Source organism: Streptomyces sp. NPDC030814 (assembly GCF_055572155.1).
In genome coordinates, this window is record NZ_JBVIDX010000002.1 from 187,813 (window position 1) to 212,289 (window position 24,477).

20 protein-coding genes are annotated in these 24,477 nt (G+C 71.2%); 9 read left to right on the forward strand and 11 right to left on the reverse strand.

The window, feature by feature from the left end; all coding sequences use genetic code 11:
* The first annotated feature begins 57 nt into the window (after positions 1 to 57).
* Positions 58 to 963: a helix-turn-helix domain-containing protein gene (locus ACZ43N_RS04275; RefSeq protein WP_468095496.1), complete on the forward strand. Its 906-nt coding sequence runs from the start codon at positions 58 to 60 to the stop codon at positions 961 to 963.
* A 79-nt stretch (positions 964 to 1,042) separates the two neighbouring features.
* Here ACZ43N_RS04275 and ACZ43N_RS04280 read toward each other — a convergent pair whose 3' ends face one another.
* Positions 1,043 to 2,434: a glycoside hydrolase family 16 protein gene (locus ACZ43N_RS04280; protein WP_468094834.1), complete on the reverse strand. Its 1,392-nt coding sequence runs from the start codon at positions 2,432 to 2,434 to the stop codon at positions 1,043 to 1,045.
* A gap of 255 nt (positions 2,435 to 2,689) precedes the next feature.
* Here ACZ43N_RS04280 and ACZ43N_RS04285 point away from each other — a divergent pair, with 255 nt between their 5' ends.
* The 3 genes from ACZ43N_RS04285 to ACZ43N_RS04295 all read left to right on the forward strand — a co-directional run bounded on the left by ACZ43N_RS04285 (position 2,690) and on the right by ACZ43N_RS04295 (position 5,185).
* Positions 2,690 to 3,478, forward strand: a complete 789-nt coding sequence (locus ACZ43N_RS04285) for an ArsR/SmtB family transcription factor (protein ID WP_468094836.1) — start codon at positions 2,690 to 2,692, stop codon at positions 3,476 to 3,478.
* Between the two features lie 66 nt (positions 3,479 to 3,544).
* Entirely contained in the window at positions 3,545 to 4,042 is a 498-nt protein-coding gene (locus ACZ43N_RS04290; protein WP_468094838.1) for a hypothetical protein, read from the forward strand.
* A 42-nt stretch (positions 4,043 to 4,084) separates the two neighbouring features.
* Positions 4,085 to 5,185, forward strand: coding sequence for a serine hydrolase domain-containing protein (locus tag ACZ43N_RS04295; protein WP_468094840.1), 1,101 nt, complete (start codon positions 4,085 to 4,087; stop codon positions 5,183 to 5,185).
* 192 nt (positions 5,186 to 5,377) lie between these two features.
* Here the strand turns inward: ACZ43N_RS04295 and ACZ43N_RS04300 are convergent, their stop codons facing one another.
* Both ACZ43N_RS04300 and ACZ43N_RS04305 read right to left on the reverse strand, forming a co-directional pair.
* Positions 5,378 to 6,241, reverse strand: coding sequence for an IclR family transcriptional regulator (locus ACZ43N_RS04300; protein ID WP_468094842.1), 864 nt, complete (start codon positions 6,239 to 6,241; stop codon positions 5,378 to 5,380).
* 4 nt (positions 6,242 to 6,245) lie between these two features.
* Positions 6,246 to 6,671, reverse strand: a complete 426-nt coding sequence (locus ACZ43N_RS04305) for a MarR family winged helix-turn-helix transcriptional regulator (protein WP_468095498.1) — start codon at positions 6,669 to 6,671, stop codon at positions 6,246 to 6,248.
* A 222-nt stretch (positions 6,672 to 6,893) separates the two neighbouring features.
* Between ACZ43N_RS04305 and ACZ43N_RS04310 the strand changes: the two genes are divergently transcribed.
* From ACZ43N_RS04310 to ACZ43N_RS04330, 5 genes are all read left to right on the forward strand, one after another.
* The gene (locus ACZ43N_RS04310) at positions 6,894 to 7,811 is read left to right on the forward strand and encodes an SDR family NAD(P)-dependent oxidoreductase (protein ID WP_468094843.1); all 918 of its coding nucleotides are present in this window, start codon (positions 6,894 to 6,896) and stop codon (positions 7,809 to 7,811) included.
* Between the two features lie 20 nt (positions 7,812 to 7,831).
* Positions 7,832 to 8,710 (forward strand): amidohydrolase family protein, encoded by an 879-nt coding sequence (locus ACZ43N_RS04315; RefSeq protein ID WP_468095499.1) that lies wholly within the window; start codon positions 7,832 to 7,834, stop codon positions 8,708 to 8,710.
* A gap of 50 nt (positions 8,711 to 8,760) precedes the next feature.
* On the forward strand, positions 8,761 to 10,263 hold the full coding sequence (gene menE / locus ACZ43N_RS04320; RefSeq protein ID WP_468094844.1) for an o-succinylbenzoate--CoA ligase: 1,503 nt from the start codon (positions 8,761 to 8,763) through the stop codon (positions 10,261 to 10,263).
* 32 nt (positions 10,264 to 10,295) lie between these two features.
* Positions 10,296 to 10,751, forward strand: coding sequence for a MaoC family dehydratase (locus tag ACZ43N_RS04325; protein WP_468094845.1), 456 nt, complete (start codon positions 10,296 to 10,298; stop codon positions 10,749 to 10,751).
* Between the two features lie 455 nt (positions 10,752 to 11,206).
* The gene (locus tag ACZ43N_RS04330; protein ID WP_468094846.1) at positions 11,207 to 12,469 is read left to right on the forward strand and encodes a helix-turn-helix domain-containing protein; all 1,263 of its coding nucleotides are present in this window, start codon (positions 11,207 to 11,209) and stop codon (positions 12,467 to 12,469) included.
* 84 nt (positions 12,470 to 12,553) lie between these two features.
* On the opposite strand, the gene ACZ43N_RS04335 is transcribed toward ACZ43N_RS04330, so the two are convergent.
* The 8 genes from ACZ43N_RS04335 to ACZ43N_RS04370 all read right to left on the reverse strand — a co-directional run bounded on the left by ACZ43N_RS04335 (position 12,554) and on the right by ACZ43N_RS04370 (position 24,447).
* Positions 12,554 to 14,215, reverse strand: a complete 1,662-nt coding sequence (locus ACZ43N_RS04335; RefSeq protein ID WP_468094848.1) for a PHP domain-containing protein — start codon at positions 14,213 to 14,215, stop codon at positions 12,554 to 12,556.
* 26 nt (positions 14,216 to 14,241) lie between these two features.
* Complete coding sequence (locus tag ACZ43N_RS04340; protein WP_468094849.1) at positions 14,242 to 16,098, reverse strand: LamG-like jellyroll fold domain-containing protein; 1,857 nt, start codon at positions 16,096 to 16,098, stop codon at positions 14,242 to 14,244.
* Between the two features lie 77 nt (positions 16,099 to 16,175).
* Positions 16,176 to 19,157, reverse strand: a complete 2,982-nt coding sequence (locus tag ACZ43N_RS04345; protein ID WP_468094850.1) for a glycoside hydrolase family 2 TIM barrel-domain containing protein — start codon at positions 19,155 to 19,157, stop codon at positions 16,176 to 16,178.
* 76 nt (positions 19,158 to 19,233) lie between these two features.
* The gene (locus tag ACZ43N_RS04350) at positions 19,234 to 20,187 is read right to left on the reverse strand and encodes an alkaline phosphatase family protein (protein WP_468094851.1); all 954 of its coding nucleotides are present in this window, start codon (positions 20,185 to 20,187) and stop codon (positions 19,234 to 19,236) included.
* Between the two features lie 28 nt (positions 20,188 to 20,215).
* Positions 20,216 to 21,085: a carbohydrate ABC transporter permease gene (locus tag ACZ43N_RS04355; protein WP_468094852.1), complete on the reverse strand. Its 870-nt coding sequence runs from the start codon at positions 21,083 to 21,085 to the stop codon at positions 20,216 to 20,218.
* A complete protein-coding gene (locus ACZ43N_RS04360; protein WP_468095501.1) occupies positions 21,082 to 21,966 on the reverse strand; it encodes a carbohydrate ABC transporter permease in 885 nt (294 codons plus the stop codon). Before ACZ43N_RS04360 ends, ACZ43N_RS04355 begins: the two co-directional genes overlap by 4 nt.
* 124 nt (positions 21,967 to 22,090) lie before the next feature.
* Entirely contained in the window at positions 22,091 to 23,371 is a 1,281-nt protein-coding gene (locus tag ACZ43N_RS04365) for an ABC transporter substrate-binding protein (protein ID WP_468094853.1), read from the reverse strand.
* A gap of 56 nt (positions 23,372 to 23,427) precedes the next feature.
* Positions 23,428 to 24,447, reverse strand: a complete 1,020-nt coding sequence (locus ACZ43N_RS04370; protein ID WP_468094855.1) for a carbohydrate kinase family protein — start codon at positions 24,445 to 24,447, stop codon at positions 23,428 to 23,430.
* Between the last annotated feature and the right edge of the window lie 30 nt (positions 24,448 to 24,477).

Below are 24,477 nucleotides of genomic sequence, written 5' to 3' on the forward strand. Positions count from 1 at the left end.
GCCGTGTGCCACCCTTCGGTGAAACTGGGACACCGGCGGACGGGGGCGGGCGAGCGCATGAAGGACACGGACACCGGGGGCGACGGTGACTCCAGGGGGAGCGGCCGCATCAGAACCCTCCCGTTCCCGGCGGACCTCAGCCTCTTCGGTGTCGGTATGCAGGTCGGCCCGATGGACGACCGTCGCACCTGGCCCGCGGACGTCCCCCTGGAACGGGTGCACCGCATCGACTTCCATGTGGTGATGCTGTTCGACCACGGCCCCGTCACCCACATGGTCGACTTCACCGAGTACGAGGCGAACACGGGCGATCTGCTGTGGATCCGCCCCGGACAGGTGCATCGCTTCTCACGCACCACCGGGTACCGCGGGACCGTCCTCACCATGCAACCGGGCTTCCTGCCCCGGGCCACGGTCGAGGCGACCGGCCTCTACCGTTACGACCTGCCCCCGCTGCTCCGGCCCGACGAGGCCCGACTCGCGGGCCTACGAGCCTCCTTGGCGCACCTGGAGCGCGAGTACGTCGACACCGCCACCCTGCCGCTCAGCCTGCACACCGCCGTGCTGCGGCATTCCCTGACGGCCTTTCTGCTGCGCCTGGCCCATCTCGCGGCCGGCTCGGCCGAGGCGGCCCTCCGGCACCACGACACGACGTTCACCCGCTTCCGGGACGCCGTGGAGCGGGACTTCACCACCAACCACAGCGTGAGCGCGTACGCCGACGCCCTGGGCTACTCGCGCCGCACCCTCGTCCGGGCGGTCCGTGCCGCCACCGGTGAGACCCCCAAGGGCTTCATCGACAAGCGGGTGGTCCTGGAGGCGAAACGCCTGCTGGCCCACACCGACCTGCCGATCGGCCGTGTCGGTGTGGCGGTCGGCTTCCCCGACCCGGCGAACTTCTCCAAGTTCTTCCAACTGCACACGGGGACGACGCCGGTGGCGTTCCGGGCGGAGATGCGCTGACAACTCCGGGCGGCCGTCCGTACGTCGGAAGGGGCCTCGCCCGCGGGCGAAGCCCCTCCTCATGTGCCCGGCCCCCGTCTCAGCGGCCGAAGTTGAACCAGTTCACGTTGACGAAGTCCTGTGCCTGACCGCTGGTGAAGGTCAGATACACGTCGTGCGTCCCGGTGACGCCGCTGATGTTCGCCGGAACCGTCCGCCAGGACTGCCAGCCCCCGGTGTTGGCGATGGCGAAGCTGCCGATGGGAGCGCTCGAGCGGCTGTCGAGGCGGACCTCGACCAGTCCGCTCACGCCGGAGTTCGCCCCGCTGGCCACCCGGGCCAGGAACTGGGTGGCAGCCGTCGTGCCGAAGTCGACGTGTCGGAACAGCGCCCAGTCGCCGCCCGCGAGGGAGCCGATGTTCTGGCCGCCGCCGGTGTCGGACGTGGTCTCGGTGCTGACCCCGCTCTGGCTGTTGAAGGACTCGGCCTGGATGACGCTGTACGCGTCACGGGTGCCCGACGGCGGGGGAGTGGTGGTGTCCCCGGCGGCCGACAGCACCTGAACGTAGTCCACGACCATGGGCACGCCGGAGCGGGTGTCGCCGTCCAGCCCGCCGCCGAACGCGTCGGGGAAGGCGCCGCCCATGGCCACGTTCAGGATGATGAAGAAGCCGTGGTTGGTCGCGTTGTTCCAGGTCGTGGCGTCCACCTGGCTGGCGTTGACCGAGTGGAACCGTGTGCCGTCGACAAAGAACCGGATCGTCTCCGGGGTCACCGAGCGGTCCCACTCCATGGTGTAGGTGTGGAAGCCGGACTGGCAGGTGGTGCCGGGGCAGGCGGCGGAGTTGCCGATGCCGGTCGTCTCGTTGCACGGGCCACCGGGGTTGGTGCCGCAGTGCATGGTGGCCCACACCTGATTGCGGCCCTGGACGTTCTCCATGATGTCCAGCTCGCCGACGCTCGGCCAGTTCTGGTAGTTGCCCCGGTAGGGCGCGCCCAGCATCCAGAACGCGGGCCAGTAGCCCTCGGCGGCCGTGCCGGTCACGTTCGGCATCTGGAGCCGGGACTCGACCCTCAACTTGCCTCCGGCCGGGGGCTGGAAGTCGGTGCGATTGGTCTCGATGCGGCCCGAGGTCCATCTGCCCGCCGAGTCGCGCAGCGGGGTGATGCGCAGATTGCCGTTGCCGTCGAGCGAGACGTTGGAGGTGCTGTTGGTCATCGTCTCGACCTCGCCGGTGCCCCAGTTGGCGGGCCCGCCGGGGTACGAGGTCCCGGTCGCGTACTGCCAGTTGGAGGTGTTCACACCGGTGCCGGCCGAGCCGTTGAAGTCGTCGAGGAAGACCTGGGTCCAGCCAGCGGGCGGGGTGGGGGCGGCCCCCTGCGCGGCGGTCGCCCCCGCCGTGGCCAGCGCCACCGCGCTGACGACGGCGAGGAGTACGCGCCGGAGCGGGCGGCGACGACGCCCGACGGGTGTGCCGGAGGGTTCACTCATGGCGGCCTCTTTGGGGTGGGGAGTACGGAGTGAGGTGCGGGCGGAGAACGCTCTGCTCGGTCCCGTTCTTTGAGAGCGCTCTCAGAAGAGGAGCGTGCGGCCAATGTGCGCTCCCCCGCCGCGGTCGTCAAGAGTTAAAGCGGAGAAAGTGCTTGAGGGGAGGGCGAGTTCACCCTGTGAAGGCACGAGGTCGTCGCTTGACAATAGGCAGGCAAACACCTGCATAATCGAGGTGTGAGCCTAGAAGCGACAGCGATGGACTCGGTTTTCAAGGCGCTGGCCGATCCCACGCGACGACTCCTGCTCGACCGTCTGCGCGAGCAGAACGGCCAGACGCTGCGCGAGCTGTGCGAGCACCTCGACATGGCGCGCCAGTCGGCCACGCAGCACCTCGACGTCCTGGTCCGCGCCGGCCTCGTGACCGTCGTACGACGCGGACGGGAACGCCTGCACTACCTCAACCCGGTGCCCATCCACGAGATCGAGGAGCGCTGGATCTCAGGGTTCGACAGACCCCGCCTGCGGGCGATCAGCGCCATCAGGAACCAGGCAGAGGAGTACGCCATGACCGGTGCACCCGCACCCGTACCGACCTACGTCTACGTCACCTACATCCGCGCGAGCGCCGAGCAGGTCTGGCAGGCCCTCACGGACGCGGACCTCACCGCCCGCTACTGGGGGCACGCCAACATCTCCGACTGGCGGCCGGGCTCCGCCTGGGAACACCGGCGCGTCGACGGATCGGACGCCGTCGACGTCGTCGGGAAGGTGATCGCGGCCGAGCCCCCGACCAGGCTGGTCATCACCTTCGAGGACACCCCCGGCCCCGAGTCGCCCCGGGAGCCGTCGGTCGTGACCTTCCTCGTCGAACCGCACCACGACATCGTCCGTCTCACCGTCACCCACGAGAAGCTCCCGAACGTCGAGATGCTCGGCGGGATCTCGCGCGGCTGGCCGGCCGTGCTGGCCAACCTCAAGTCGCTGCTGGAGACCGGTGACGTCCTTCCGCAGGCGCCCTGGGAGATGTCCCCGGCGCACACCTGACCCGACGGCGGCCGCCCCCGCCCCTCCGCCCCCTCACCGCACGCCGCAGGAAAGCAGAGGCCCACCATGGACACCAACCCGCTGCGGAACGCCTCCCGCGCGCTCCTGGATGCCGCCGCCACGGTGGCCGACGCCGGCGTCCCGGTGCCCGACCCGCCCGCCGGAGAGTGGAACGCCGACCGGATCCTGGCCCACGTCACGCTGGTCAACTCCGCGACCCTCGCCGCCGTCTCCGCGGTCGCCGCGGGCACGCACACGACGTTCGACAACCGTGTGGCGCTCGACACCTGGACCATCGACCGCGCCATCGGGCTCGCCGGCGGCAACGCCGGACTCCGCGAACGCGTCCGGCTCCAGGCGGACGCCCTGTGCACGCTCGCCGGACCGATGCTCAGCGAGGCCGAACTCGACACCCCGGTGCCCGCCCGGCTGCTGTCCCACGACACACTCCTGCTCGACGGGACCGTGCCGCTGCGGGATCTGATCACGGGCCTCGCGGAGGTCGAGCTGCCCGGCCACACCCAGCAGCTCCTGGCCCTGCTGCCGCAGGGCGCCGCCGCGTAATTCGCTGGCTCCTAGGGAGCGCCGCCCGCTAGCTTCCCGTCCATGGTGGACACTCACGGCACGTGTACGGATCGATTCACGCCGGTGCGCGAGGCGCTGGCCGCCTCACTGGCCGACAAGGACGTCGGAGCGTCGGTGGCGGTGTTCGTGGACGGTGAGCCGGAGGTCGACCTGTGGGGCGGCCACCTCGACCCGGACCGCACGATTCCCTGGCAACGGGACACCCTCACCAACGTCTGGTCCAGCACCAAGACGATGACCGCGCTGTGCGCCCTGATCCTCGCCGACCGCGGCGAGCTGGACCTGGACGCGCCGGTGGCCGTGTACTGGCCCGAGTTCGCCGCGGCGGGCAAGGAGGGCATACGGGTGAGCCATCTGCTCTCCCACACGGCCGGGCTGCCCGTCTTCGACGCGCCGACCACGCTGGAGGACCTCTACGACTGGCCCACGGTCACCGCCCGGCTCGCCGCGCAGACGCCCGCCTGGGAGCCCGGCACCGACGCCGGGTACCACGCGGTCACCCAGGGGTATCTCGTCGGGGAGGTCGTACGCCGGGTCACCGGCCGCAGCCTGGGCACCTTCTTCGCCGAGGAGGTCGCCGGGCCGCTGGGCGCCGACTTCCACATCGGCCTCGGCCCCGAGCACGACCACCGTGTCGCGCCGATCCTCCCGCCGCCCTCCTCCCCGCCCCGCGGGGACAGCAGGCCCAACCCGGACATCCCGCCGGCCGCCGCCAACACCCTCGCCTGGCGGCGCGCCGAGATCCCGGCGGCGGGCGGGCACGGCAACGCCCGCTCGATCGCCGCGGTCCAGTCGCTGCTGGCCTGCGGCGGCGCGGCCCGGGGTGTGCGACTGCTCTCGGAGAAGGGGTGTGAGCGGGCCCTGGAGGAACAGTTCCACGGCACCGACCGGATCCTCGGCGTACCGATGCGCTGGGGCATGGGCTACGGCCTGAACGGCGGTCAGCTGCCCAACCCCCGCACCTGCTTCTGGGGCGGCTGGGGCGGCTCCGTCGTCCTCGTGGACTTCGACGCCCGGATGTCCGTCGCGTACACGATGAACCAGATGATCGACAACGGTGGCCTCGGCGACGACCGGGCGTTCCTGCTCCTCGCGGCCGTCTACGAGGGGCTCACCGCCTGAGACTCCGTCAGGCTCCGGGTGTCCGGTCCGGTGTCCGGGTACCTGCCCCGGACCGGGGCAGGCACCCGGCCCGGGGTGCCGCGACCCACGCCGGCCCGCCGTCGGCGTACGGGGCGGGGGCGCCGGGCGGGAAGGCGAGAGGGGCGCGGGCGACGGCGCCGGCGGGCAGGCGGGACGGGACGCGGGCGCCGGTCAGGACGGCGGGGCTGATGCAGACGCCGGTCGGGGAGACGGCGCGGCGGATCGGCCCGGTATCAGGGACCCCCGGCCCCGCGGCTCGTCCGGCTGCCAGCCCAGCGCTCGTGAGATGCCCCGTGCCGCGACCCGCACCGCGGGGGCCAGTACCGGCACCTGGGCGCCGGCCTGGGGCACGACCACCGACACGGCGGCGACCACCGCCCCACCCGGCCCGCGTACCGGGGCCGCCACCGACAGCGCGTCCTCGGTGACCTGACGGCTGCTCACCGCGACGCCGGCACGCCGGACTTCGGCCAGCACCCGCCGCAACCGGGCGCCGTCGCTGATGGTGTACGGCGTGAAGGAGGCCAACTCCCCGTCGCAGTAGGTCTCCTGGGACGCATGGTCGCCGTGCGCCAGCAGTGCCAGCCCCACGCCCGTCGCGTGCAGCGGCCAGCGGCCGCCGACCCGGATGTGGACGCCGACGGCCGAGCGGCCGGAGAGCCACTCGATGTAGACGACCTCGTCGCCGTCGCGCACCGCCAGTTGCACGTTCTCGTGCGTCGCCTCGTACAGGTCCTCCAGGTACGGCAGGGCGATCTGGCGCAGGGCGAGTCCACGCGGGGCGAGGGTCGCGATCTCCCACAGCCGGAGCCCCACGTGGTACATCCCGTCCGGGTCACGTTCCAGGGCGCCCCACTCGGTGAGCGCGCCCACCAGCCGGTGCGCCGTGGTGAGCGTGAGCCCGGCCCGGCGGCTGATGTCGGTCAGCGTCAGAGCCGGATGGTCGTGGTCGAAGGCGGCCAGCACGGAGAGCAGCCGGTCGGGGGCGGAGCGCGCGGCCCCCGGCTCCGGCAGCGCGCCGGCGGTCATCGGCATCGCGTCACCCCAGCCCCGCCTCGGCGACCTTCTGGAGCAGGACGTGGAGCGCGTCCCGCTCGGCGGCGTCCAGCGGCTTCAGCAGCTCGTCGGTGACGCGCCGGCCGGCCTCGTCGGTGTCCCGGAGGAAGGAACGGCCGTCCTCGGTCAGCACGACGATCCGGCTGCGGCGGTCGTCGGGGGAGGGGCGCCGCTCCGCGAAGCCCAGCTTCTCCAGGTCGTCCACCAGACCGACGATCGCGCTCGGGTCGTACCCGAGGGTGGCGCTCAGCTCCCGCTGGAGCGCGCCCGGCGTGGTGGTCAGGAAACGCAGCAGCGCGTAGTGGCGCAGCCGGAGCCCCGACTCCTGCAGAGACGCGTTGAACAGCTGCCCCGAACGCAGCCCCAGGCGGTACAGCAGATACCCCGTGTCCGCGTGCAGCCCGCGCATCCACGGCTCGCGCGCGTCGATCGGGGCGGAGTTCTGAGTCTGCTGGCCGGCGATGGCGGGCTCCCTGGTCGAGGCCCCCTGCGGGGCGGCGCTTGTGTGCTGCTCCACAGGATGCCCCAAAGACCTCGGCTCAACAACTATTGACGTCAACAACTATTGCTCTTAACTTCGATTTCGAAGCCGCGCAGTCATCCGCGCTGTCATTCCGAAGGGACCCCACTCGTGCCCAGCATCGATCTCACCGGCAAGGTCGCCGTCGTCACCGGCAGCGGCCGTGGCCTCGGACTGGCCTACGCCCAGGCTCTCGCCGCCGCCGGCGCTTCCGTGGTCGTCAACGACATTGACGAGGCCGTGGCCGAAGCGGCCGTGAAGTCCATCACCGAGGCGGGCGGCACGGCCGTGGCCGAGGTCGTCCCCGTCGGCACCAGCGAGGCCGCCGACCGGCTGGTGGGCCGCGCCGTGGAGGAGTTCGGGCGGCTCGACATCCTCGTCACCAACGCGGGCATCCTCCGCGACAAGGTGCTGTGGAAGATGTCCGACGACGACTTCGACGCGGTGATCACCACCCATCTCAAGGGCACCTTCACCTGCGCTCGCGCCGCCGCGATCCGCATGCGCGAGCAGGGCGAGGGCGGCTCCCTGATCCTCGTCGGGTCCCCGGCCGGCCAGCGCGGCAACTTCGGCCAGACGAACTACGCCGCGGCCAAGGCCGGCATCGCCGCCTTCGCCCGCACCTGGGCGATGGAGCTGGGCCGCGCGAACATCACCGTCAACGCGATCATCCCGGTCGCCGCCACCGCGATGACCGAGACCATCCCGGTCTTCGCCCCGTACGTCGAGGCCCTGCGCGAGGGCAAGCCGTTCCCGGACTTCCTGCGCAAGGGCGAGGGCTTCGGCACCCCCGAGGACTGCGCCGCCCTGATCCCGTTCCTCGCCTCGGAGGCCGCCCGCGGTGTCACCGGCCAGGCCATCGGCATCGGCGGTGACAAGGTGGCACTCTGGTCGCATCCGCAGGAGATCAAGACGGCGTACGCGAACGGCGGCTGGACCCCCGAGGCGCTCGCCGACGTCTGGCCGACCTCGCTGGGCGCCGAACCCCAGACCGTGGGCATCCCGGCCCCGAAGATCCCGGAGGCGTGATGAGCACCGCAGGTCCCGTCATGAACGTGGACGAGCTGGTCGCGATCGACGTCCACACCCACGCCGAGGTGTCGTCGAAGAAGGGCACGTCGTCGCTGGACGACGACCTCCACGACGCCTCCTCCGCCTACTTCAAGGTCGAGGGCAAGCGCAAGCCGACCCTGGAGGAGACAGCCGCCTACTACCGCGAGCGGAAGATGGCCGCCGTGATCTTCACGGTGGACGCCGAGTCCGCGACCGGCACCGAGCCCGTCCCCAACGAGGAGGTCGCCGAGGCGGCAGCCGCCAACGCGGACGTGCTGATCCCCTTCGCCTCCATCGACCCCTTCCGAGGCAGGGCCGGAGTGAAGCAGGCGCGCCGGCTGGTCGAGGAGTACGGGATCAAGGGCTTCAAGTTCCACCCCAGCATCCAGGGCTTCTTCCCCAACGACCGCTCGGTGGCGTACGACCTGTACGAGGTCATCGAGGAGACCGGCACCATCGCCCTCTTCCACACCGGGCAGACGGGCATCGGCGCGGGCGTACCCGGCGGTGGCGGCATCCGGCTGAAGTACTCCAACCCGCTGCACGTGGACGACGTCGCCGCCGACTTCCCCCATCTGAAGATCATCCTGGCCCATCCGTCCTTCCCCTGGCAGGACGAGGCGCTGGCGGTGGCCACGCACAAGCCGGGCGTGCACATCGACCTGTCCGGGTGGTCCCCGAAGTACTTCCCGCCGCAGCTGGTGCAGTACGCGAACACCCTGCTCAAGGACAAGGTCCTCTTCGGCTCCGACTACCCCGTCCTCACCCCCGACCGCTGGCTCGCCGACTTCGAGAAGCTGACGATCAAGGACGAGGTCAAGCCGAAGATCCTCAAGGAGAACGCCGCCCGGCTGCTCGGACTGACGAAGCCATGACCACACCGTGAGGGACACCCCCATGTGCAACGACGGACAGGGGCACAGACATGCGCAATGAGGGACTGGGATCGTGGCCCGCCCGGCGGGCCCGCAAGACCCCGCAGCGCACGGCGCTGATCCACGGCGACACCAGCATCACCTACGCGGAGCTGCACGAGCGCACCACGCGCCTCGCCCACGCCCTGCGCGCCTCCGGCATCCGCCGCGGCGACCGCGTCGCCTACCTGGGGCCCAACCACCCCTCGTACCTGGAGACGCTGTTCGCCGCCGGCACCCTCGGCGCGGTGTTCGTCCCGCTCAACACCCGCCTCGCCGGGCCCGAGATCGCCTACCAGCTCTCGGACTCCGGCGCCAAGGCCCTCGTGTACGCGCCCGGGTTCACCGGGATCGTCGCGGGACTGCCGGGCGGCACCGACGTCCGTACGTACGTCGAGACCGGCGCCGAGTACGAGGCGCTGCTGGCCGGGGCGGAGGCCGAGCCGATCGACCAGCCGGTCTTCGCCGACGACACCTGCATCATCATGTACACCTCGGGGACGACCGGCCGCCCCAAGGGTGCGATGCTCACGCACGGCAACATCATCTGGAACGCCGTCAACGTCCTGGTCGACCAGGACGTCATCACCGACGAACGCGCTCTGGTCTCCGCCCCGCTGTTCCACACCGCCGGGCTGAACATGCTCACCCTGCCCGTGCTGCTCAAGGGCGGCGCGTGCGTGCTGGTCGAGTCGTTCGTGCCGGACGCCACCTTCGACCTGATCGAACGGCACCGGATCACGTTCATGTTCGGCGTGCCCACCATGTTCGACCAGATTGCCCGGCACCCGCGCTGGGCCGACGCCGACCTGTCGTCGCTCAGGATGCTGTCCTGCGGCGGCTCCCCGGTGCCGACCCCGCTCATCGCGAAGTTCCAGGAGCGGGGGCTCACCTTCCTCCAGGGCTACGGCATGACGGAGGCCGCCCCCGGCACCCTCTTCCTCGACGCGGAGCACGCCGTGAGCAAGGCCGGTTCCGCGGGCGTCCCGCACTTCTTCAGCGATGTGCGGGTGGTACGGCCGGACATGACACCGGTCGACGTGGACGAGCCCGGCGAGGTCGTCGTCCGGGGCCCGCACGTCATGCCCGGGTACTGGGGCCTGCCGGAGGAGACGGCCGCGGTGTTCGCCGACGGCTGGTTCCGCAGCGGGGACGCCGCGCGCGTCGACGAGGACGGGTACGTCTTCATCGTCGACCGCATCAAGGACATGATCATCTCCGGGGGCGAGAACATCTACCCCGCCGAGATCGAGGACCAACTCCTCGCCCACCCCGACATCGTGGAGTGCGCGGTCATCGGCGTACCCGACGACAAGTGGGGCGAGGTGCCGCGCGCGGTGGTCGTCCCGCGGGAGGGCTCCGCCCTGGACCCCGACGAGGTGCTGGCCTCGCTGGCCGGGCGGCTCGCCAAGTACAAGATCCCCAAGTCGGTCGTGATCGCCGACGAGTTGCCCCGCACGGCCTCCGGCAAGTTGCTGAAGGCCCGGGTGCGCAAGCGCTACGGCAACAGCTGACTCCCCATCACATCGTTTGGAAAGCAGGGAACATGAGCATCACCGTGAACGGCATCGACGAGCTGAAGAAGCTCGCAGGCAGCGACCTCGGCGCCAGTGAGTGGATCGAGGTCACCCAGGAGCGCATCAACACCTTCGCCGACGCGACCGGGGACCACCAGTGGATCCACGTCGACCCGGAGAAGGCGGCCGAGGGTCCCTTCGGCGCCCCGATCGCCCATGGCTACCTGACCCTGTCGCTGTTCATCCCGCTGTTCACCGAGCTGCTGGATGTCCAGGGAGTGACGACGAAGGTCAACTACGGCCTCAACAAGGTGCGTTTCCCCTCCCCGGTGAAGGTCGGCTCCAAGATCCGCCTGGTCGGCACGCTGAGCTCGGTGGAGGACGTCCCGGGAGGCGTGCAGATCACCGTCGACGGCACGATCGAGATCGAGGGCGCCCCCAAGCCGGCGGCCGTGCTGCAGAGCCTGTCCCGGTTCTACGCCTGAGGGCGCCCCGGTCCGGGGCGCCCTCCGAACGCCGCAGGGCGGAGCACTCCCCCATGGGTGCTCCGCCCTACGGTGTGAATTCAGCCACTGACATCTCCTTGCGGCGGAGGGTGGTTCGTTCCTCGACGACCCGAGCCTGGCAATCGCCGACGCGGCTGGACAAGGGTTTCCGCGCAGATGGGACCCTGGGACGGCCGTCCCGCGATCGGCCTGCGGTGTTCTCCGGCCGCTGGGACGGCGGTGGGACGGGAACGGAAACGGATGCCGGTCGTCCGCCCGGAAGTGGCTGGAGTTTGCTGGGTTCCGGCGGCCTGTTTCTGGCACAGTGTGCTCGGGCGCGGGGATCGGGGGATCCAGGGGGGCGCCTCTCATCCATGAACACATCGCGCCGCCGTCCGACCCACGAGCGGCGCCGCCGTCACGCGCGGCAGCAAGGGGAAAAAGGGGGGACGCCCGTGTCCGAGTGCACGGAGTCCGAGCGGTTCGCCGCCTGTCTGCGCTCGCTCAAGGAGCGCTCGGGACTCAGCTACGCGGCCCTCGCCGCGAAGGCCGGAACCAGCGGGTCCAGCGTGCACCGCTACTGCCTGGGCGGTTCGGTACCGCAGGACTACGGCACCGTTCACCGCCTGGCCGTGGCCTCGGGGGCCACTCCGGAGGAACTGCGGACACTGCACCGCCTGTGGGCCCTGGCGGACGCCGCCCGGGAACCGGAGCCCACGGCACCGGCGGAACCGGCCCCCGCTCCCGCCCGGCCGGAGGCCGCCCAGCCGGAACCGGGGACCGCCGGGCCGGCCCCGAAGGCCGCCGGGTCCGAACCGCTCGCCCCCCGGCCGGAACCGAAGGCCGCGCGTCCGGCCTCGCGAGCCGCCCAGCCGGCCTCTGAGGCCTCCCGGCCGGAGCCCGAGCGGGAGCCCGAGACCGGCCGGCCGGGGACCGGCACCGGGATGTCCGAGGCGCCGCACGGGACGGTGGACGCATCCGGGGCCGGGACCGGGGCCGTGCAGTCCGGTCGGCGGCGCAGACGCCTCGCCATGGCCGTCGGCTTGGTGGTGCTGTTCCTCGGCGGGATGGCCTGGACCCTGCCCTCGCTGGGCTCGGCCGGGGACGGCGACGGTGGCCCGGACAAGGGCGCCGCCGCACCGGGCAAGAAGGACAGCCGCACCCTCTTCACCCCGGCCTGCCGGGAAGTAGTGGCCATGGGTCAGCACGACACCTGCGTCCGCGAGGTGCAGCGCCTCCTCGAAGACAAGGGCGCGGTCATCGGGGTGGACGGCGACTTCGGCCCGCAGACCCTGCGCCGTGTGACCGCCTTCCAGGTGATCGCCGGGATCGAACCACCCAACGGCGTGGTCGGCGACACCACCAAGCGGGCGCTGTACACGTCCGAGGCACGCATGGACACCTGGACGCCGGAGAAGGTGCGCAAGCGCATCCGCGAGGTGTTCACCGAGGCACCGGACCGCGCGGTCGCCATCGCCGACTGCCAGTCGTTCCTCGACCCGCTGCACATCCTCCCGAACACCAACGGCACCCGGAACTGGGGCCTGTTCCAGATCTCCGACGCCCGGCTGAGGGATCTGAAGGGCACCCCGCGCCAGGCACTCGACCCGGAGTGGAACATCCGCGCGGCCAAGCGGCTGTGGAGCGAGGACCGGGACTTCCACGACTGGCCCCACTGCGACCGGGCGTTCAGCCCGAGTCCGTCCCCCTCCCGGTAGGGGCTGACGCAGCGAGGGGCGCGGGGGACCGCCGGACCGCCGCCGGTCGTACGGCCTTCCGCGCCCTCAAGCGGACCTGACGGGTCACCGCACGTCCACGAACACCGGGTTCGTGTAGAACCACGTGTCCTGCCACGGGTCGCCGTCTCCCGGCGTGTGCGGGATCGGGCCGTGGGGGTCGACGGAGGCCCCCAGGTAACCCGTGCCGTTGCGGTTGCCGTCACTGCCCCGCAGGCGCAGGTAGAACGGCTCGTCGCCGACCGTGATCGGCACACGCAGGGTGTACGTCCCCTTGCGGCCGCTGACATCCTCGGTGTGCGCGACCCTCGTGTCCGGCGCCCGCCAGGAGTCCCGGTCGGTCACCGGGCCCCGGACCGTGCCCCGGATGACGTCGACGTGGGCCAACTCCGGCAGGATCCCCTGCGAGTTGGGGCGCGAGGCCGTCGTCACGGTCACCGCCAGGGTGAGCTTCTCGCCCCTGCGGGCGTGGAGCCGGCCACCGAGTGTGATGCCCCGGCCGGGGGCGCGGTCCCGGTGCACGCGGACCTCGAGACCGTCCAGCAGATGGCCGTGGTCGAGCCAGACGCGGCCCGCCCGCAGGCCTGCCATCACGGCACGGTAGCCGTAGCGGGTGACGCCGACGTGGGTGCGGCTGAACTGGCCGGGCCAGAAGTCGCTGCCGGGCTGCGGGGTGTCGGTGTTCACCGGGTCGGGCAGCTTGCCGGTGGTGTCGAAGTTCTGCCCGGCGGGCCAGTCGCCGTTCTTCCAGGTGTCGAACACGATCCGGTGGGCGTCCGAGTTGGTGGTGATCGAGAACAGCCGGCCCTCCGCCAGCAGGGAGTCCCAGAGGCCGCCGACGGTCGCGGTCGACCAGTCGAAGCCGCCGTACGTGAGGTACGCCTCCGCCGGGTAGCCGGGCCAGGACTGGGCGGACGGCTTGTTCTCGTACTCGCCCCGGATGGAGTTCGCGCCCCGCCGGCCGGGGATGGCGGCGCCCTGGGCGCCGGGCGCGCCCTCCATGCCGATCATGATCTCCGGGGCCGCGTCCCGCCAGGCGCGCAGTTCGTGCGGGGAGTCGATGCCGAGCCGCAGCGGGTGGTTGGCGAGGACCAGGACGTCGTCGACGTGCCCCGAACGCCGCTGTTCCGCGAGCCACTTGACGGCCTTGACGGCGTGCGCCTCGTTGCGGGCGGTGTCGGTGCCGCCCACGGAACCGTCGGTGTAGCCGAGCAGCTTGCCGTCGTAGGCCCTCTCGAAGCGGGTGAGGAGGTCGACCTCGTTCGGGCCGGGCGTCGTGAAGACCGTGCAGTGCTCGGCGGCCGGGATGTACCACTCCAGGCCCTGGAAGATCAGCTGGCGGGGGTTCTCCGCGCGAGCCCGGAGGATCTCCCGGTGCTCCAGCGCGGCCCCGAAGTCGGCGTGCCCGAAGTTGGAGTGCTCCGTGAACACCATCCAGTCGAGGCCGTACCTCGCCCCCGCCGCGGCCAGCTGGGAGAACGTGTACTTCGCGTCATGGCTGTACACGGAGTGGACGTGGTGGTCGCCGACGAGATAGGCGAGGCGGGGGTCGTCGCACCCGTGGCGCCCGGAGTCGGCCGCCGCAGGCGTGGCCAGGGAGCTCAGGGCGAAGGCCGCTCCGAAGAGGCCCGAAGTGCGCAGGAGGCCACGGCGCGACAGACCCTGAGCGTCGAGATCGGCTGGGGAGACGGACGGATCGGCCCAGACGGGCAGTTGCTGCTCGGACATGGTCGTGCGAACCCTTCCGGGGGTGGTCAGTGGTTCATGAACGAGGTGACGGGCAGCGCCCGTCCGACGACGCGGACGTCACCGAGGCGTCCGTACAGGATCTGGTCGATCTTCCCCGCGTACTCGTAGCCGCCGAGGAGCCAGGGCAGCCCGACGGAGGTGAGGCCGACGGCCGCGGCCCCGGGGTTCCGGACGACCGGGCACCCCTGCACATACAGCGTGGTGTGCCGGCCGTCGTTGACGACCGCGAGGTGCCACCACGTCTCCAGCGGGGTCTCCTGGCCCCAGTTGGTCGCGATGCCCTGCTGGTTGAGCGGGCGCACCGCCCACTGCGGTTCGCGGTCGTTGGACAGCGACAGCGTGGCGAGCGGCTCGTCCGGGTCGTCCTGGGTCTTGCCCGCGGCGCCGCCCGTGCCGGTCCGGCCGAGGATGCCGGCCCACGCGTGGTGCGCCGGGTCCCAGTCGGCGGGCAGCCGGTAGAACGCCTCGATGGTGTACCCGTCCTCGAACGTGGCCGAGTTGAGGGGCGCCCCGTCGACCGTCCGCAGGTAGGCACCCTTCAGCGGCGGCTTCCCGCCGTGGAACTCCAGGCTGCCGTGGCCCGGCTGGTCCGGGTGGTGGTCGGCGGAGTAGGTGAGAGTGCCGCCGCCGACGGTGACCAGCGCGAGGTCGTTGCCGTGTCCGGAGCGGTCGCGCACGATTCCGTCGACCCTCGCCCCGTCCTCCTGGCCGTCGAACCGCCAGTAGGCGAGGGTGCCCCGCACCAGCATCCTCGACGCGGGCCGTGCGGGGCGCGCGGGCACCTGGGCGAAGCCCGCGAACCGCTTCTCGAAGTCGAGCTCGACGGTGAACCGGTCGGCGTCGCCGGAGAGTTCGCTCTCCTGCCGCTCCAGCTCGTTGAGGCCCTTCGCCGCCCGGCCGAGGATCCACGGGGAGACCGTCTCCACGTCGATGGTGTTCCGGTCGAGGTCGAAGCGGTAGAGGCGGATCATCGCGGCGCCGCCGAAGTACCGGTTCTGGTAGTTCGTGAGGTGCAGATGGACGTCGTTGCCCGCAGCGTTCTTCCGGACCGCGCGGGCGGCCGGCCAGTAGTGCCCGTTGAGGGTGAGGAAGATCTGGTCGTGGTCCGTGATCAGCCGGTCCCACAGCTGCTGCCCGTACGGGGAGAGGGAGTCGTCCTCGTCGACCAGCTCGTGCGTGGTGAGCACGACCGGTGTCCTCGGGTGCTTCGCCAGGACCTGCTCGGCCCACGCGTGGCCCTTCGCCGACAGCCGCCAGTCCAGGGCGAGCACCATCCACTGCCGGCCGCCGGCCTCGAAGAGGTGGAAGGAGTTGTAGCCGTCCGGGGAGGCGCCGCCGAACGTCCGCCGGCCCTTGAACCGGTCGGGGCCGAACACGTCCAGGTAGGGGGTGGGGCCCCGCTGGTCGTCGGTGGACGAGCGGACGTCGTGGTTGCCCGCGAGGACGCTGTAGCCGACGCCCTTCCGGTCGAGCAGCCGGAACGCCTCGCCGATCGCCGCGCACTCCTGCTTCGCGCCGTTCTGCGTGAGGTCGCCCAGATGGGAGAGGAAGACGATGTTCTCCTCCCGCCCGTGCTCCAGCAGATACCGCAGGGACGCCTCCACGGGCGCCTTGTCGATGCTCGGCCCGTCGAAGAGGTACTGGGTGTCCGGCATCACCGCCAGCGTGAACCGGCGGCTGTCGGGATCGGGCCGCCAACGCGCCGTCGACGCGGGCGACTCGGCGGCGGCCGACGCGGTCCCGGTCGCCGGGACGACCGCCGCCACCGCACCCATCAGCGCGGTCGTCCGCAGGAAGTTCCGTCTGCCGGCGCCGGCCTGCGGGGCCGCCTCGCCCTGGTCGTGCTCATGCGAAGTACACACCTGTGCTCCGTGGGAAGTCCGTGGAAGGTCCGAGAGAAAAGGGGGAGGGGGAAAGGGAGGGGTGTGGGGGGTGGGGTTCAGAGCGCGCGCAGCGTCCACGACCAGCGGTGGACACCCGGCGGGACGAGATACGAGGGGGAGGTGTCGGGCCCGCACGACGCCGTGCCGAGGCCCCGGTGCGCGGCGTCGATGTGCACCACACAGCCCGGCCGGGGCACCAGCTCGTCATGGTGCGCGACGGCCGCGAGATCCTCCGCGCGGTACCGGTTGACCGAGACCTGCCGGGGCCCGTCGAGCCGTACCGACAGCTCGTGCCCGGCCCCCGACAGCGTGAAGTGCCGTACGCCGTGCCGTCCTCCGCTCTCCTGCGGGCGCAGATACGGCGTGAACAGGTCGTCTACGGCGGCCGAGTGGTGCCCGACGGGAGCCCCGACCGCACGGTCCGGGTAGCTCTCCCAGGGGCCCTGCCCGTACCAGGCGAGGCGGTCGAACCCTTCGGTGGTCTCGAACACCGTGCCGACGCGGGCGACGTCCGTCAGCTCCTCGGGCAGCACGGCGATCTCCTCGACCAGGATCCGGCCGTCGACCAGCGCCGTGAACGTCTGCTCGTGCTCGACGGCCCCGGCACCCGTCAGCAGGCGCGACCGCACCCGCACCACGGGGCCCTCGCGCTCCACGGACACCGTCTCGCGCGCCGGGCTGTCGAGGCCCCAGGCCCGCCAGCGCTCGGCCATGCCGCCGAGGACGTCGTTGTCGGTGGGAGCCCGCCACAGGCTCAGCACCGGCGGGGCGGCGAGCAGCGGATGCAGCAGCAACCCCTCGTCGTCCGTCCGCGGCGGGGGCACATGGCCCTGGGTGTCGTCGGCGCCGACCACCGGCTCGCCCTCGTCCGCCTCGTACCACCGCACCTGCGGGAAGCACACCTCCGTGCCGCGCGGCGCCCACGGCTCGTCGGCGGCCGTCGTCACCCGCAGCGTCAGCCAGATCTCACCGGCCCCGTGCCGCACTTCGGGCCGGTCGATGACGGCGCAGCCGCCGGGCGGCACATCGGGCAGCCGGGCCGGGACCGTCCAGGTGCCGCCGTCGGCCGCGGCGAACTCCCACTCGGCCGCGAGCCACGAAAGGTCCCGGAAGTGCTGCGTGTTGTGGACCCGCAACACCCGCCAGGCGCCCTCGCCCTCGACGGACAGCCGTACCGGGGCGGCGATCTCGCGGTGCTCGTACATCACGGGCTTGGGCGTGCGGTCGGGGAAGACCACCCCGTCGGCGATGAACGCGCCGTCGTGGATCGTCTCGCCGAAGTCACCGCCGTACGCCCAGCGCAGTCCGGGGGCGGCGACACCGTTGTCATACAGCCCGGCGCCCCCACGCCCGGCCGGTCTTCCGTCGTTCACACGCTGGAGGATGCCGTGGTCCCAGAACTCCCAGATGAACCCGCCCTGAAGACCCGGGGTCGCCTCGATGGCCGCCCACGTGTCGGCGAGCGTGCCGTTGCTGTTGCCCATGGCGTGCGAGTACTCGCACTGGATCAGCGGCCGAGTCTGCTCGCCGGAGAGGGCGTGCGCCACACAGTCCTCGATCGGTGCGTACATCGGACAGGCGATGTCGGATGCGTCGTCCGTGGCCCCCCAGTCCAGCTTCGCGGCGCCCTCGTACTGCACCGGCCGCGTCGGATCGTGCCGCCGCAGCCAGCCCGCCGCGGCGTCGTGGTTCGCGCCGTAGTCGGACTCGTTGCCCAGCGACCAGATGATCACCGAGGGGTGATTCTTGTCCCGCAGGACCATCCGGGAGACCCGGTCCACGAACGCGTTCAGATAGCGCGGGTCGTCGGCGATCTCGTGGGCGTGGTCGTGCGACTCGATGTCCGCCTCGTCCACCACGTAGAAGCCGAGCTCGTCGGCGAGGTCGTACAGCGCCGGGTCGCTCGGATAGTGGGAGGTGCGGATCGCGTTGAAACCGAAGCGCTTCAGCGTGACCAGGTCGGCGCGCAGGTCGTCGTACGACACCGTCCGGCCCGTCAGCGGATGGAAGTCGTGGCGGTTCACGCCCCGGATGTAGACGCGCTCCCCGTTGACCAGCAGGTCCCGGCCGCGCACCTCGACGTCGCGGAAGCCGATCCGGTGGTGCGAGGTGTCCGCCACCGTGCCGTCGGCCCGGTGCAGGCGGACGGTCAGGTCGTACAGCTCGGGCGTCTCGGCGCTCCAGGGCCGTACCTCGGGGACGATCGTCTCCATCCGGGTCTCGCCGAGGAAGTCGGAGACCCGCTCGTCCTCGGCGTTGGCCCGGTCGAACCCGGTGTCCTGGGCGAGCGGCACACCCTCCAGCTCGCCGCTGACGTACCACCCGGCGGGCAGCGCGCCCGTGCCCTCGGTGGTCCGCACCCGGCAGTCCACCCGTAGCGCGCCGTCGCGCCGGGCCCGCACGGTCACGTCCGCGAGATGCAGCGGGTCGGTGGCGTACAGCAGCACCGAGCGGGTGACGCCGCCGAGCCACCACTGGTCCTGGTCCTCGATGTGCGAGGCGTCGGACCACTTCACGACCGTGAGCCGTACCGTCGACGGGGCTCCGGGGCGCACGAGGTCCGTCACGTCGAACTCGGCCGCCAGATGGGAGTCCTTGGACATGCCGACGGGCCGCCCGTCCACATGAACGAGCAGCACGCTCTCCGCCGCGCCGACCTGGAGGACGATCCGGCGGCCGGCCCAGTCGGCGGGTGGCTCGACCTGCCGTTCGTACACGCCCGTCGGGTTGGCGTCGGGGGAGTGCGGCGGGAACTCCGGCCACGGCATACGGACGTTGGTGTACCGCGGAGGGTCCTCGGCGGCGTGCAGCGCCCACGAACCCGGAAGTTCGGCCCAGGACCAGACGGGGCCGGGCTCGTCGCCGGGCGACGGCAGAAGCTGGAACCGCCAGCGGCCGTCGAGCGACCGGGCCCGGGAGCGCCGGTCGACGGCGGACATGGGCAGCCGCCCCCAGGAGGTCACCTCGGGGGCGGCCCAGGGGCGCAGGGCGATCAGGGGGTCGGTGGCGTGCTGCCCGGCGGTCGACGGGTCGTTCATCGGCGGGCGGCCTCCGTACCGAGGCCGCCGGCGGCGGGGCCGGCCGGCGGGCGGGCGGGGGCGAGGAGTGCGTCGGTCATGACCGTTCCGGGTTCGGGGGCGATATGGGGTCCGGGGCCGGCCGGGGCAGGACGCGGCCCGCGAGGTTCCACTCCGGGTCAACGGGGATGCCGAGCCGGTCCAGGGCGGTGGGGGCGATGTCGACGAGCCGGGGTTCGTCGAGACGGGTGCCGCCGGGCATTCCGGGCTCGGCGAGGACGACGAACACCTCGCGCTCGGCGTGGCTGTTGCCGCCGTGGCCGCCGCCGTCACGGTGCCCGTGGTCCGTGGTGACCAGCACCGTCCACCGCTCGTCCGCGCGGGCGGGGTCCGAGCGCCGGGCCTCGAGGGCGTCCAGCAGCCGCCCGAGGTGGGCGTCCTGGTCGAGGAGGGCCTGGTCGTAGGCGGGGGAAAGGGGGCCGGTGTCGTGGCCTGCCTCGTCGGTGGCGCCCAGATACACGAACAGGGCGTCGGGGTCCCTCTTGGTGAGCCAGCGCAGGGCGGTGCGGGCGACGAGGCGGTCCGCGGTCCCGTAGCCGCGGCGCTCGCCGTTGAAGCGCACCCGCCGGCCTATGCCGCGGCCGAGGGTGCCGCGGCGGATCAAGGTCGGCCAGGACACCACGGCCGCCGTGCGCAGCCCCGGCCGCACGGAGGCGGCGCGGGTGAGGAAGTCGGGGTAGCGGGCGTAGTCGGCGCCGACGAAGTCGTTGCCGGTCACCCCGTGCCGGTCGGGCCACACCCCGGTCATGATGCTCGACCAGCCCGGCCCCGAGTCCGTGTAGGCCATGTTCGTGGTGGGCCCGCGCCCGGCCTCGCCGTCCGCCTCGCCGTAGGGCAGCAGACTGCTGCCGTAGGCGCCGGCGGCCATCAGGCCGTGCAGTACGGGAGCCGTGGACGGCGACCGCATCAGCCGGTCGAAGCGCAGTCCGTCCATGCCCACCACGAGCACCTTGCCCCGCTCCGGTCGTCCCGCTCCGACGACATCCACCACGGTGCACCTCTCTCTCGACAGGGGTGTGTCAGGTGCCTTGTACCGCACCTTCGGTGGCTCCCGCGATGAATCCGCGGGCGAAGACGGAGAACACGATCACCAGCGGGAGGGACGCCATGAGCACACCGGCCATGACCATGCTGTAGTCGGTGTTGTGGCCGACGTTGAGCTGGGCCAGCTCCACCTGGAGCGTGACGTGGTCCGGGTTGGTGAGCACGATCAGCGGCCACACGTAGTCGTTCCAGGCGCCGACGAAGGCGTAGATGGCGAGGAACGACATCGCGGGCTTGATCATCGGCAGTGCGACGTTCCAGTACTGGCGGAGGAACCCGGCGCCGTCGATGCGCGCAGCGTCGAGCAGTTCGTCGGGCACGCCGTTCTCGATGTACTGGCGCAGCCAGAAGATGCCGAAGGCGTTGGACAGGGCGGGCCACACCAGCGCCTTGAGCATGCCGACCCAGCCGACCTCGGACATCAGGATGAACTGCGGCAGGACGGCCAGCTGGAGCGGCAGCATCATGAACACCAGCAGCGTACCGAAGAGGATCCTGCGCCCGGGGAAGTCGAACTTGGCGAAGGCGAAGGCCGCCAGGGAGTCGACGAACAGCACCAGGACGGTGGTGACACAGGCGACGAGGACCGTGTTGAGCATCGACCCGAAGAAGTCGACCGTGTCGAGCACACCTCTGATGTTCTCCAGCAGGTGGGAGCCGAAGGTCAGCTTCGGGGGGCTCTGGTAGATGTCGCGGGTGGTGTTGGTCGCCATCACGATCGTCCACAGGAACGGGAAGACCGAGATCACGACGGCCAGGATCAGGAAGAGGTGGGCGGACAGGCCCTTGGGGCGACGTGGCCGCCTTGCGCCCGTGGCCGGCCGTGGCGTGACGGCTGTCGTCATGGCTTCCTCCCTCGTTGCACGATGCGCCAGTTGACGGCGACGAGCACGATGATCAGTACGAAGAAGGCCCACACGATGGCCGCGCCGTAGCCGTAGTCGTTGTCGAGGAAGGCCGACTGGTAGAAGTACAGCAGTGTGGTCAGGCCGGCCTGGCCCGGACCGCCGAGGTTCTGGTTGGCGGCGTTGCTGGCGAAGAGCACCTGGGGTTCGCTGAAGCTCTGCAGACCGTTGATGGTCGAGATGACGACGGTGAACAGGATGATCGGCCGCATGATCGGAATGGTGATCCGGAAGAACGTGCGGACGGGCCCGGCGCCGTCCATCCTGGCCGCCTCGTAGACCGACTGCGGGATGGCCTGGAGGCCGGCCAGGTAGATGATCATGTTGTAGCCGGTCCACATCCAGGTCATCAGCAGCCCGATGACCACCTTGATCAGCCACGGATCGCTCAGCCACGGCACGGGATCGATGCCGACCATGCCGAGGATCGCGTTGACCAGACCGAAGTCATTGCTGAACACCGCACCGAAGAAGATCGCCACAGCGACGATCGACGTGACGTTCGGTACGTACAGGGCGATGCGGTAGAAGCCCTTGAAGCGCCGCACCGAGTGCAGCAGCGTCGCCAGCACCAGGGCACCGAAGAGCGTGGGGACGGTCGACAGGACCCAGATGATCAACGTGTTGCGGATCGACAGCCAGAAGACGGGGTCGCTCCACAGGAACTCGAACTGCTGGAGCCCCACGAACTGCTTGGTGCCCAGGCCGTCGTAGCGCTGGAACGCCAGAAACAGCGAGTAGAAGACCGGACCGAAGGAGAAGACGGTGAAGATCAGATAGAAGGGCGAGATCGCCAGGTACTGCCGCCAGAACGACAGCACCCCGCGGCGTGCGGGCCGCGCGACGCCCGCGGGCGGGGTGCGCCGCGGGCGGAAGCGGGCCGGACCCGGCCCGCCGCGGTGCTCGCGCACCGCGGCCGGGCCGGTGACCGGAGGTGACGACACCTCAGTTCACCCCCTGTCGCCGGGCGATCTGCTTGGCCTGGGAGACCGCGTCCTTCCAGGCGTCGTCGGGCTTCTTGCCCTTGGCCTCGATGCTGGTCAGCTCGGCCATGAAGGGGGCCATGACCGCCGAGTCGGCGGGCGCCTCGTAGCTGACCGGGATGGCCTCGGCGGCCGGCCCGAAGACCTCGATGATCTTCTGGCCGCCGAAGAAGGCGTCGGGGCCCGTCATGGCCTCCATCTCGTACGTGGCCGGCGAGGCGGGGAAGATGGTGGCGTCGGCGAAGCTCTTGGCGTTGTTCTCCGGGCTGAGGATCCAGCTGATGATCTTGAAGGCCTCTTCCGGGTTCCGGCACTGCTTGGGCAGGGTCAGATAGGAGCCGCCCTGATTGGCCGGTCCGCCCGGCGTCGCGCAGACCCGCCACTTGCCCTTGGTGGCCGGCGCCGCCGACTCGATGTCCAGTGCGTGCCAGGCGGCGCCCACTTCGGTGGTCAGCGTCTTGCCGACGGCGGAGTTCCAGCTCTGGTCGTTGATCTTTGCGTCGAGGCCGAGCCGGTAGGCGCGGATCGCCGTGTCCCACGCGGCGCGGATGTGGTCCTGGTCGCCGATGAAGTGGTTGTCCCTGTCGATGAACCGCTCGGTGCCCTGGCCGACCGCGATGCTGAACACCGATCCCATGTTGTTGACGAGGAAGGTGCCGGGCAGCGCCTTCTTCAGCTCGGTGCCGAGCGCGAAGTAGTCCTCCCAGGTCTTGGCCTCGGCCGCGACCTTCGCCGGGTCGCTGGGCAGCCCCGCCTTGTCGAACTGGTCCGCGCGGTAGAACAGCGCGGTGGGGCCTATGTCGATGGGGAAGCCGATCTGCTTGCCGTCCTCGGTCTGGGCGAGCTTGGTCTTCCACTCCAGGTACTGCGACGAGAGCTTCTTGAAGCCCAGGTCGTTCAGGTCGAGGAAGCGGTCGGCGTTGGGCAGGAACGAGGCGATGTCCTCGCCCTTGATGCCGGTGATGTCCGGCACGGAGGAGCCGCCCGCCGCGAGGGTGGTGGTGAGCTTCTGCTTGAAGTCCCCGCCGATGGAGGCGCTGGTCAGCTTGACCTGGCCCTTGAAGTGCGTCTTGGCCTCGGCGACCACCTTGTCGCTGAGGGCGCCGCCCCAGTACCACATGGTCAGGTTCTTGCCGTTCTTGGTACCGCCGGACTCCGAGCCGCCGCCACAGGCGACGGTCAGTCCGGAGGCTGCCGCGGTGAAGACGGCGGCCTGGAGGAAGCCTCTACGAGAAAGGTCCACGGGACACTCCTGTTTTGTTCCTGTTCGTGGTACTGAGGGGCAGTTCTTCTGAGGGCTCAGGGCAGCCGTGCGGGTGGGGTGACCGGGGCGTGGTGCACCGGCGGGCCGGTGTCCGTCGGGATGCGGTCCGCGAGGAAGCCGTAGGCCTTCTTCAGCTCGGGGTCGGTCAGTGAGCGCCACCAGCGGTCGACGCCGTACCAGCCGGGGGCGGCGAGCGCCCCGCCGTGGTGCCGTACCGACAGGCCCGCGGCGAGGACGGCGAACCGGAGCCGTTCCTCCAGCGGCCAGCCGCCGAGGGAGGCGGCGACGAAGCTCGCGCCGAACACGTCCCCGGCGCCGGTCGTGTCGAGGACGTCGACGTCGAGGGCGGGGGCCTCGGCGTACTCGCCGGTTGCCTGGTCGACGCCGACGGCGCCGGCCCCGCCTCGGGTGACGACCGCGACCGGCACCAGTTCGGAGAGCGTGCCGAGCGCGGCCACCGCGCTGTCGGTACGGGTGTAGGCCATCGCCTCGGTCTCGTTGGGGAGGAAGGCGTGGCACAGGGTGAGTTGGTCGAGCAGTGCGCGGGACCACCGCTGGGTCGGGTCCCAGCCGACGTCCGCATAGATGTGCGTGCCGTTCGCGGCCGCCTTGGCGAGCCACTCGCGCGGCTCGGCCTCGATGTGCACGAGCGCGGTACGCGACTCGGGCGGGTCGCCCATCAGCGCGTCCTGCGAGTACGGCGGCTCCTGGCCGTGGGTGACGAGGGCCCGGTCGTGGCCCTGGGCCAGGGAGACGGTGACGGGAGTGTGCCAGCCGTCCGCGGTGCGCGAGAGGGAGAGGTCCACGCGTTCCTGTCCGGCGAGGACCTCACGGCAGTACGCGCCGTAGTAGTCGTCGCCGAAGACCGTGGCCAGGGAGGTCCGCAGACCGAAACGGGCGGCGGCCACTGCCAGGTTGGCGATACCGCCGGGACCGCAGCCCATGCCGCCGGTCCAGATCTCCTCGCCGGGAGCCGGCGGCCTTCCCAGCCCCGTGAGCACGAGGTCGTAGAAGAGCAGCCCGGTCAGCAGCACATCGGGCCGGTCGTCGTCCACGCGTGCACCTCTCGTCAGAACTCTTCAAAT

What these genes read in the sequence shown, in the direction of transcription:
- ACZ43N_RS04275 (WP_468095496.1), top strand. Translation starts at nt 58, where the DNA reads ATGAAGGACACGGACACCGGGGGCGACGGTGACTCCAGGGGGAGCGGC.
- ACZ43N_RS04280 (WP_468094834.1), bottom strand. Translation starts at nt 2,434, where the DNA reads ATGAGTGAACCCTCCGGCACACCCGTCGGGCGTCGTCGCCGCCCGCTC.
- ACZ43N_RS04285 (WP_468094836.1), top strand. Translation starts at nt 2,690, where the DNA reads ATGGACTCGGTTTTCAAGGCGCTGGCCGATCCCACGCGACGACTCCTG.
- ACZ43N_RS04290 (WP_468094838.1), top strand. Translation starts at nt 3,545, where the DNA reads ATGGACACCAACCCGCTGCGGAACGCCTCCCGCGCGCTCCTGGATGCC.
- ACZ43N_RS04295 (WP_468094840.1), top strand. Translation starts at nt 4,085, where the DNA reads ATGGTGGACACTCACGGCACGTGTACGGATCGATTCACGCCGGTGCGC.
- ACZ43N_RS04300 (WP_468094842.1), bottom strand. Translation starts at nt 6,241, where the DNA reads ATGCCGATGACCGCCGGCGCGCTGCCGGAGCCGGGGGCCGCGCGCTCC.
- ACZ43N_RS04305 (WP_468095498.1), bottom strand. Translation starts at nt 6,671, where the DNA reads ATGCGCGGGCTGCACGCGGACACGGGGTATCTGCTGTACCGCCTGGGG.
- ACZ43N_RS04315 (WP_468095499.1), top strand. Translation starts at nt 7,832, where the DNA reads ATGAACGTGGACGAGCTGGTCGCGATCGACGTCCACACCCACGCCGAG.
- menE (WP_468094844.1), top strand. Translation starts at nt 8,761, where the DNA reads ATGCGCAATGAGGGACTGGGATCGTGGCCCGCCCGGCGGGCCCGCAAG.
- ACZ43N_RS04325 (WP_468094845.1), top strand. Translation starts at nt 10,296, where the DNA reads ATGAGCATCACCGTGAACGGCATCGACGAGCTGAAGAAGCTCGCAGGC.
- ACZ43N_RS04335 (WP_468094848.1), bottom strand. Translation starts at nt 14,215, where the DNA reads ATGTCCGAGCAGCAACTGCCCGTCTGGGCCGATCCGTCCGTCTCCCCA.
- ACZ43N_RS04345 (WP_468094850.1), bottom strand. Translation starts at nt 19,157, where the DNA reads ATGAACGACCCGTCGACCGCCGGGCAGCACGCCACCGACCCCCTGATC.
- ACZ43N_RS04355 (WP_468094852.1), bottom strand. Translation starts at nt 21,085, where the DNA reads ATGACGACAGCCGTCACGCCACGGCCGGCCACGGGCGCAAGGCGGCCA.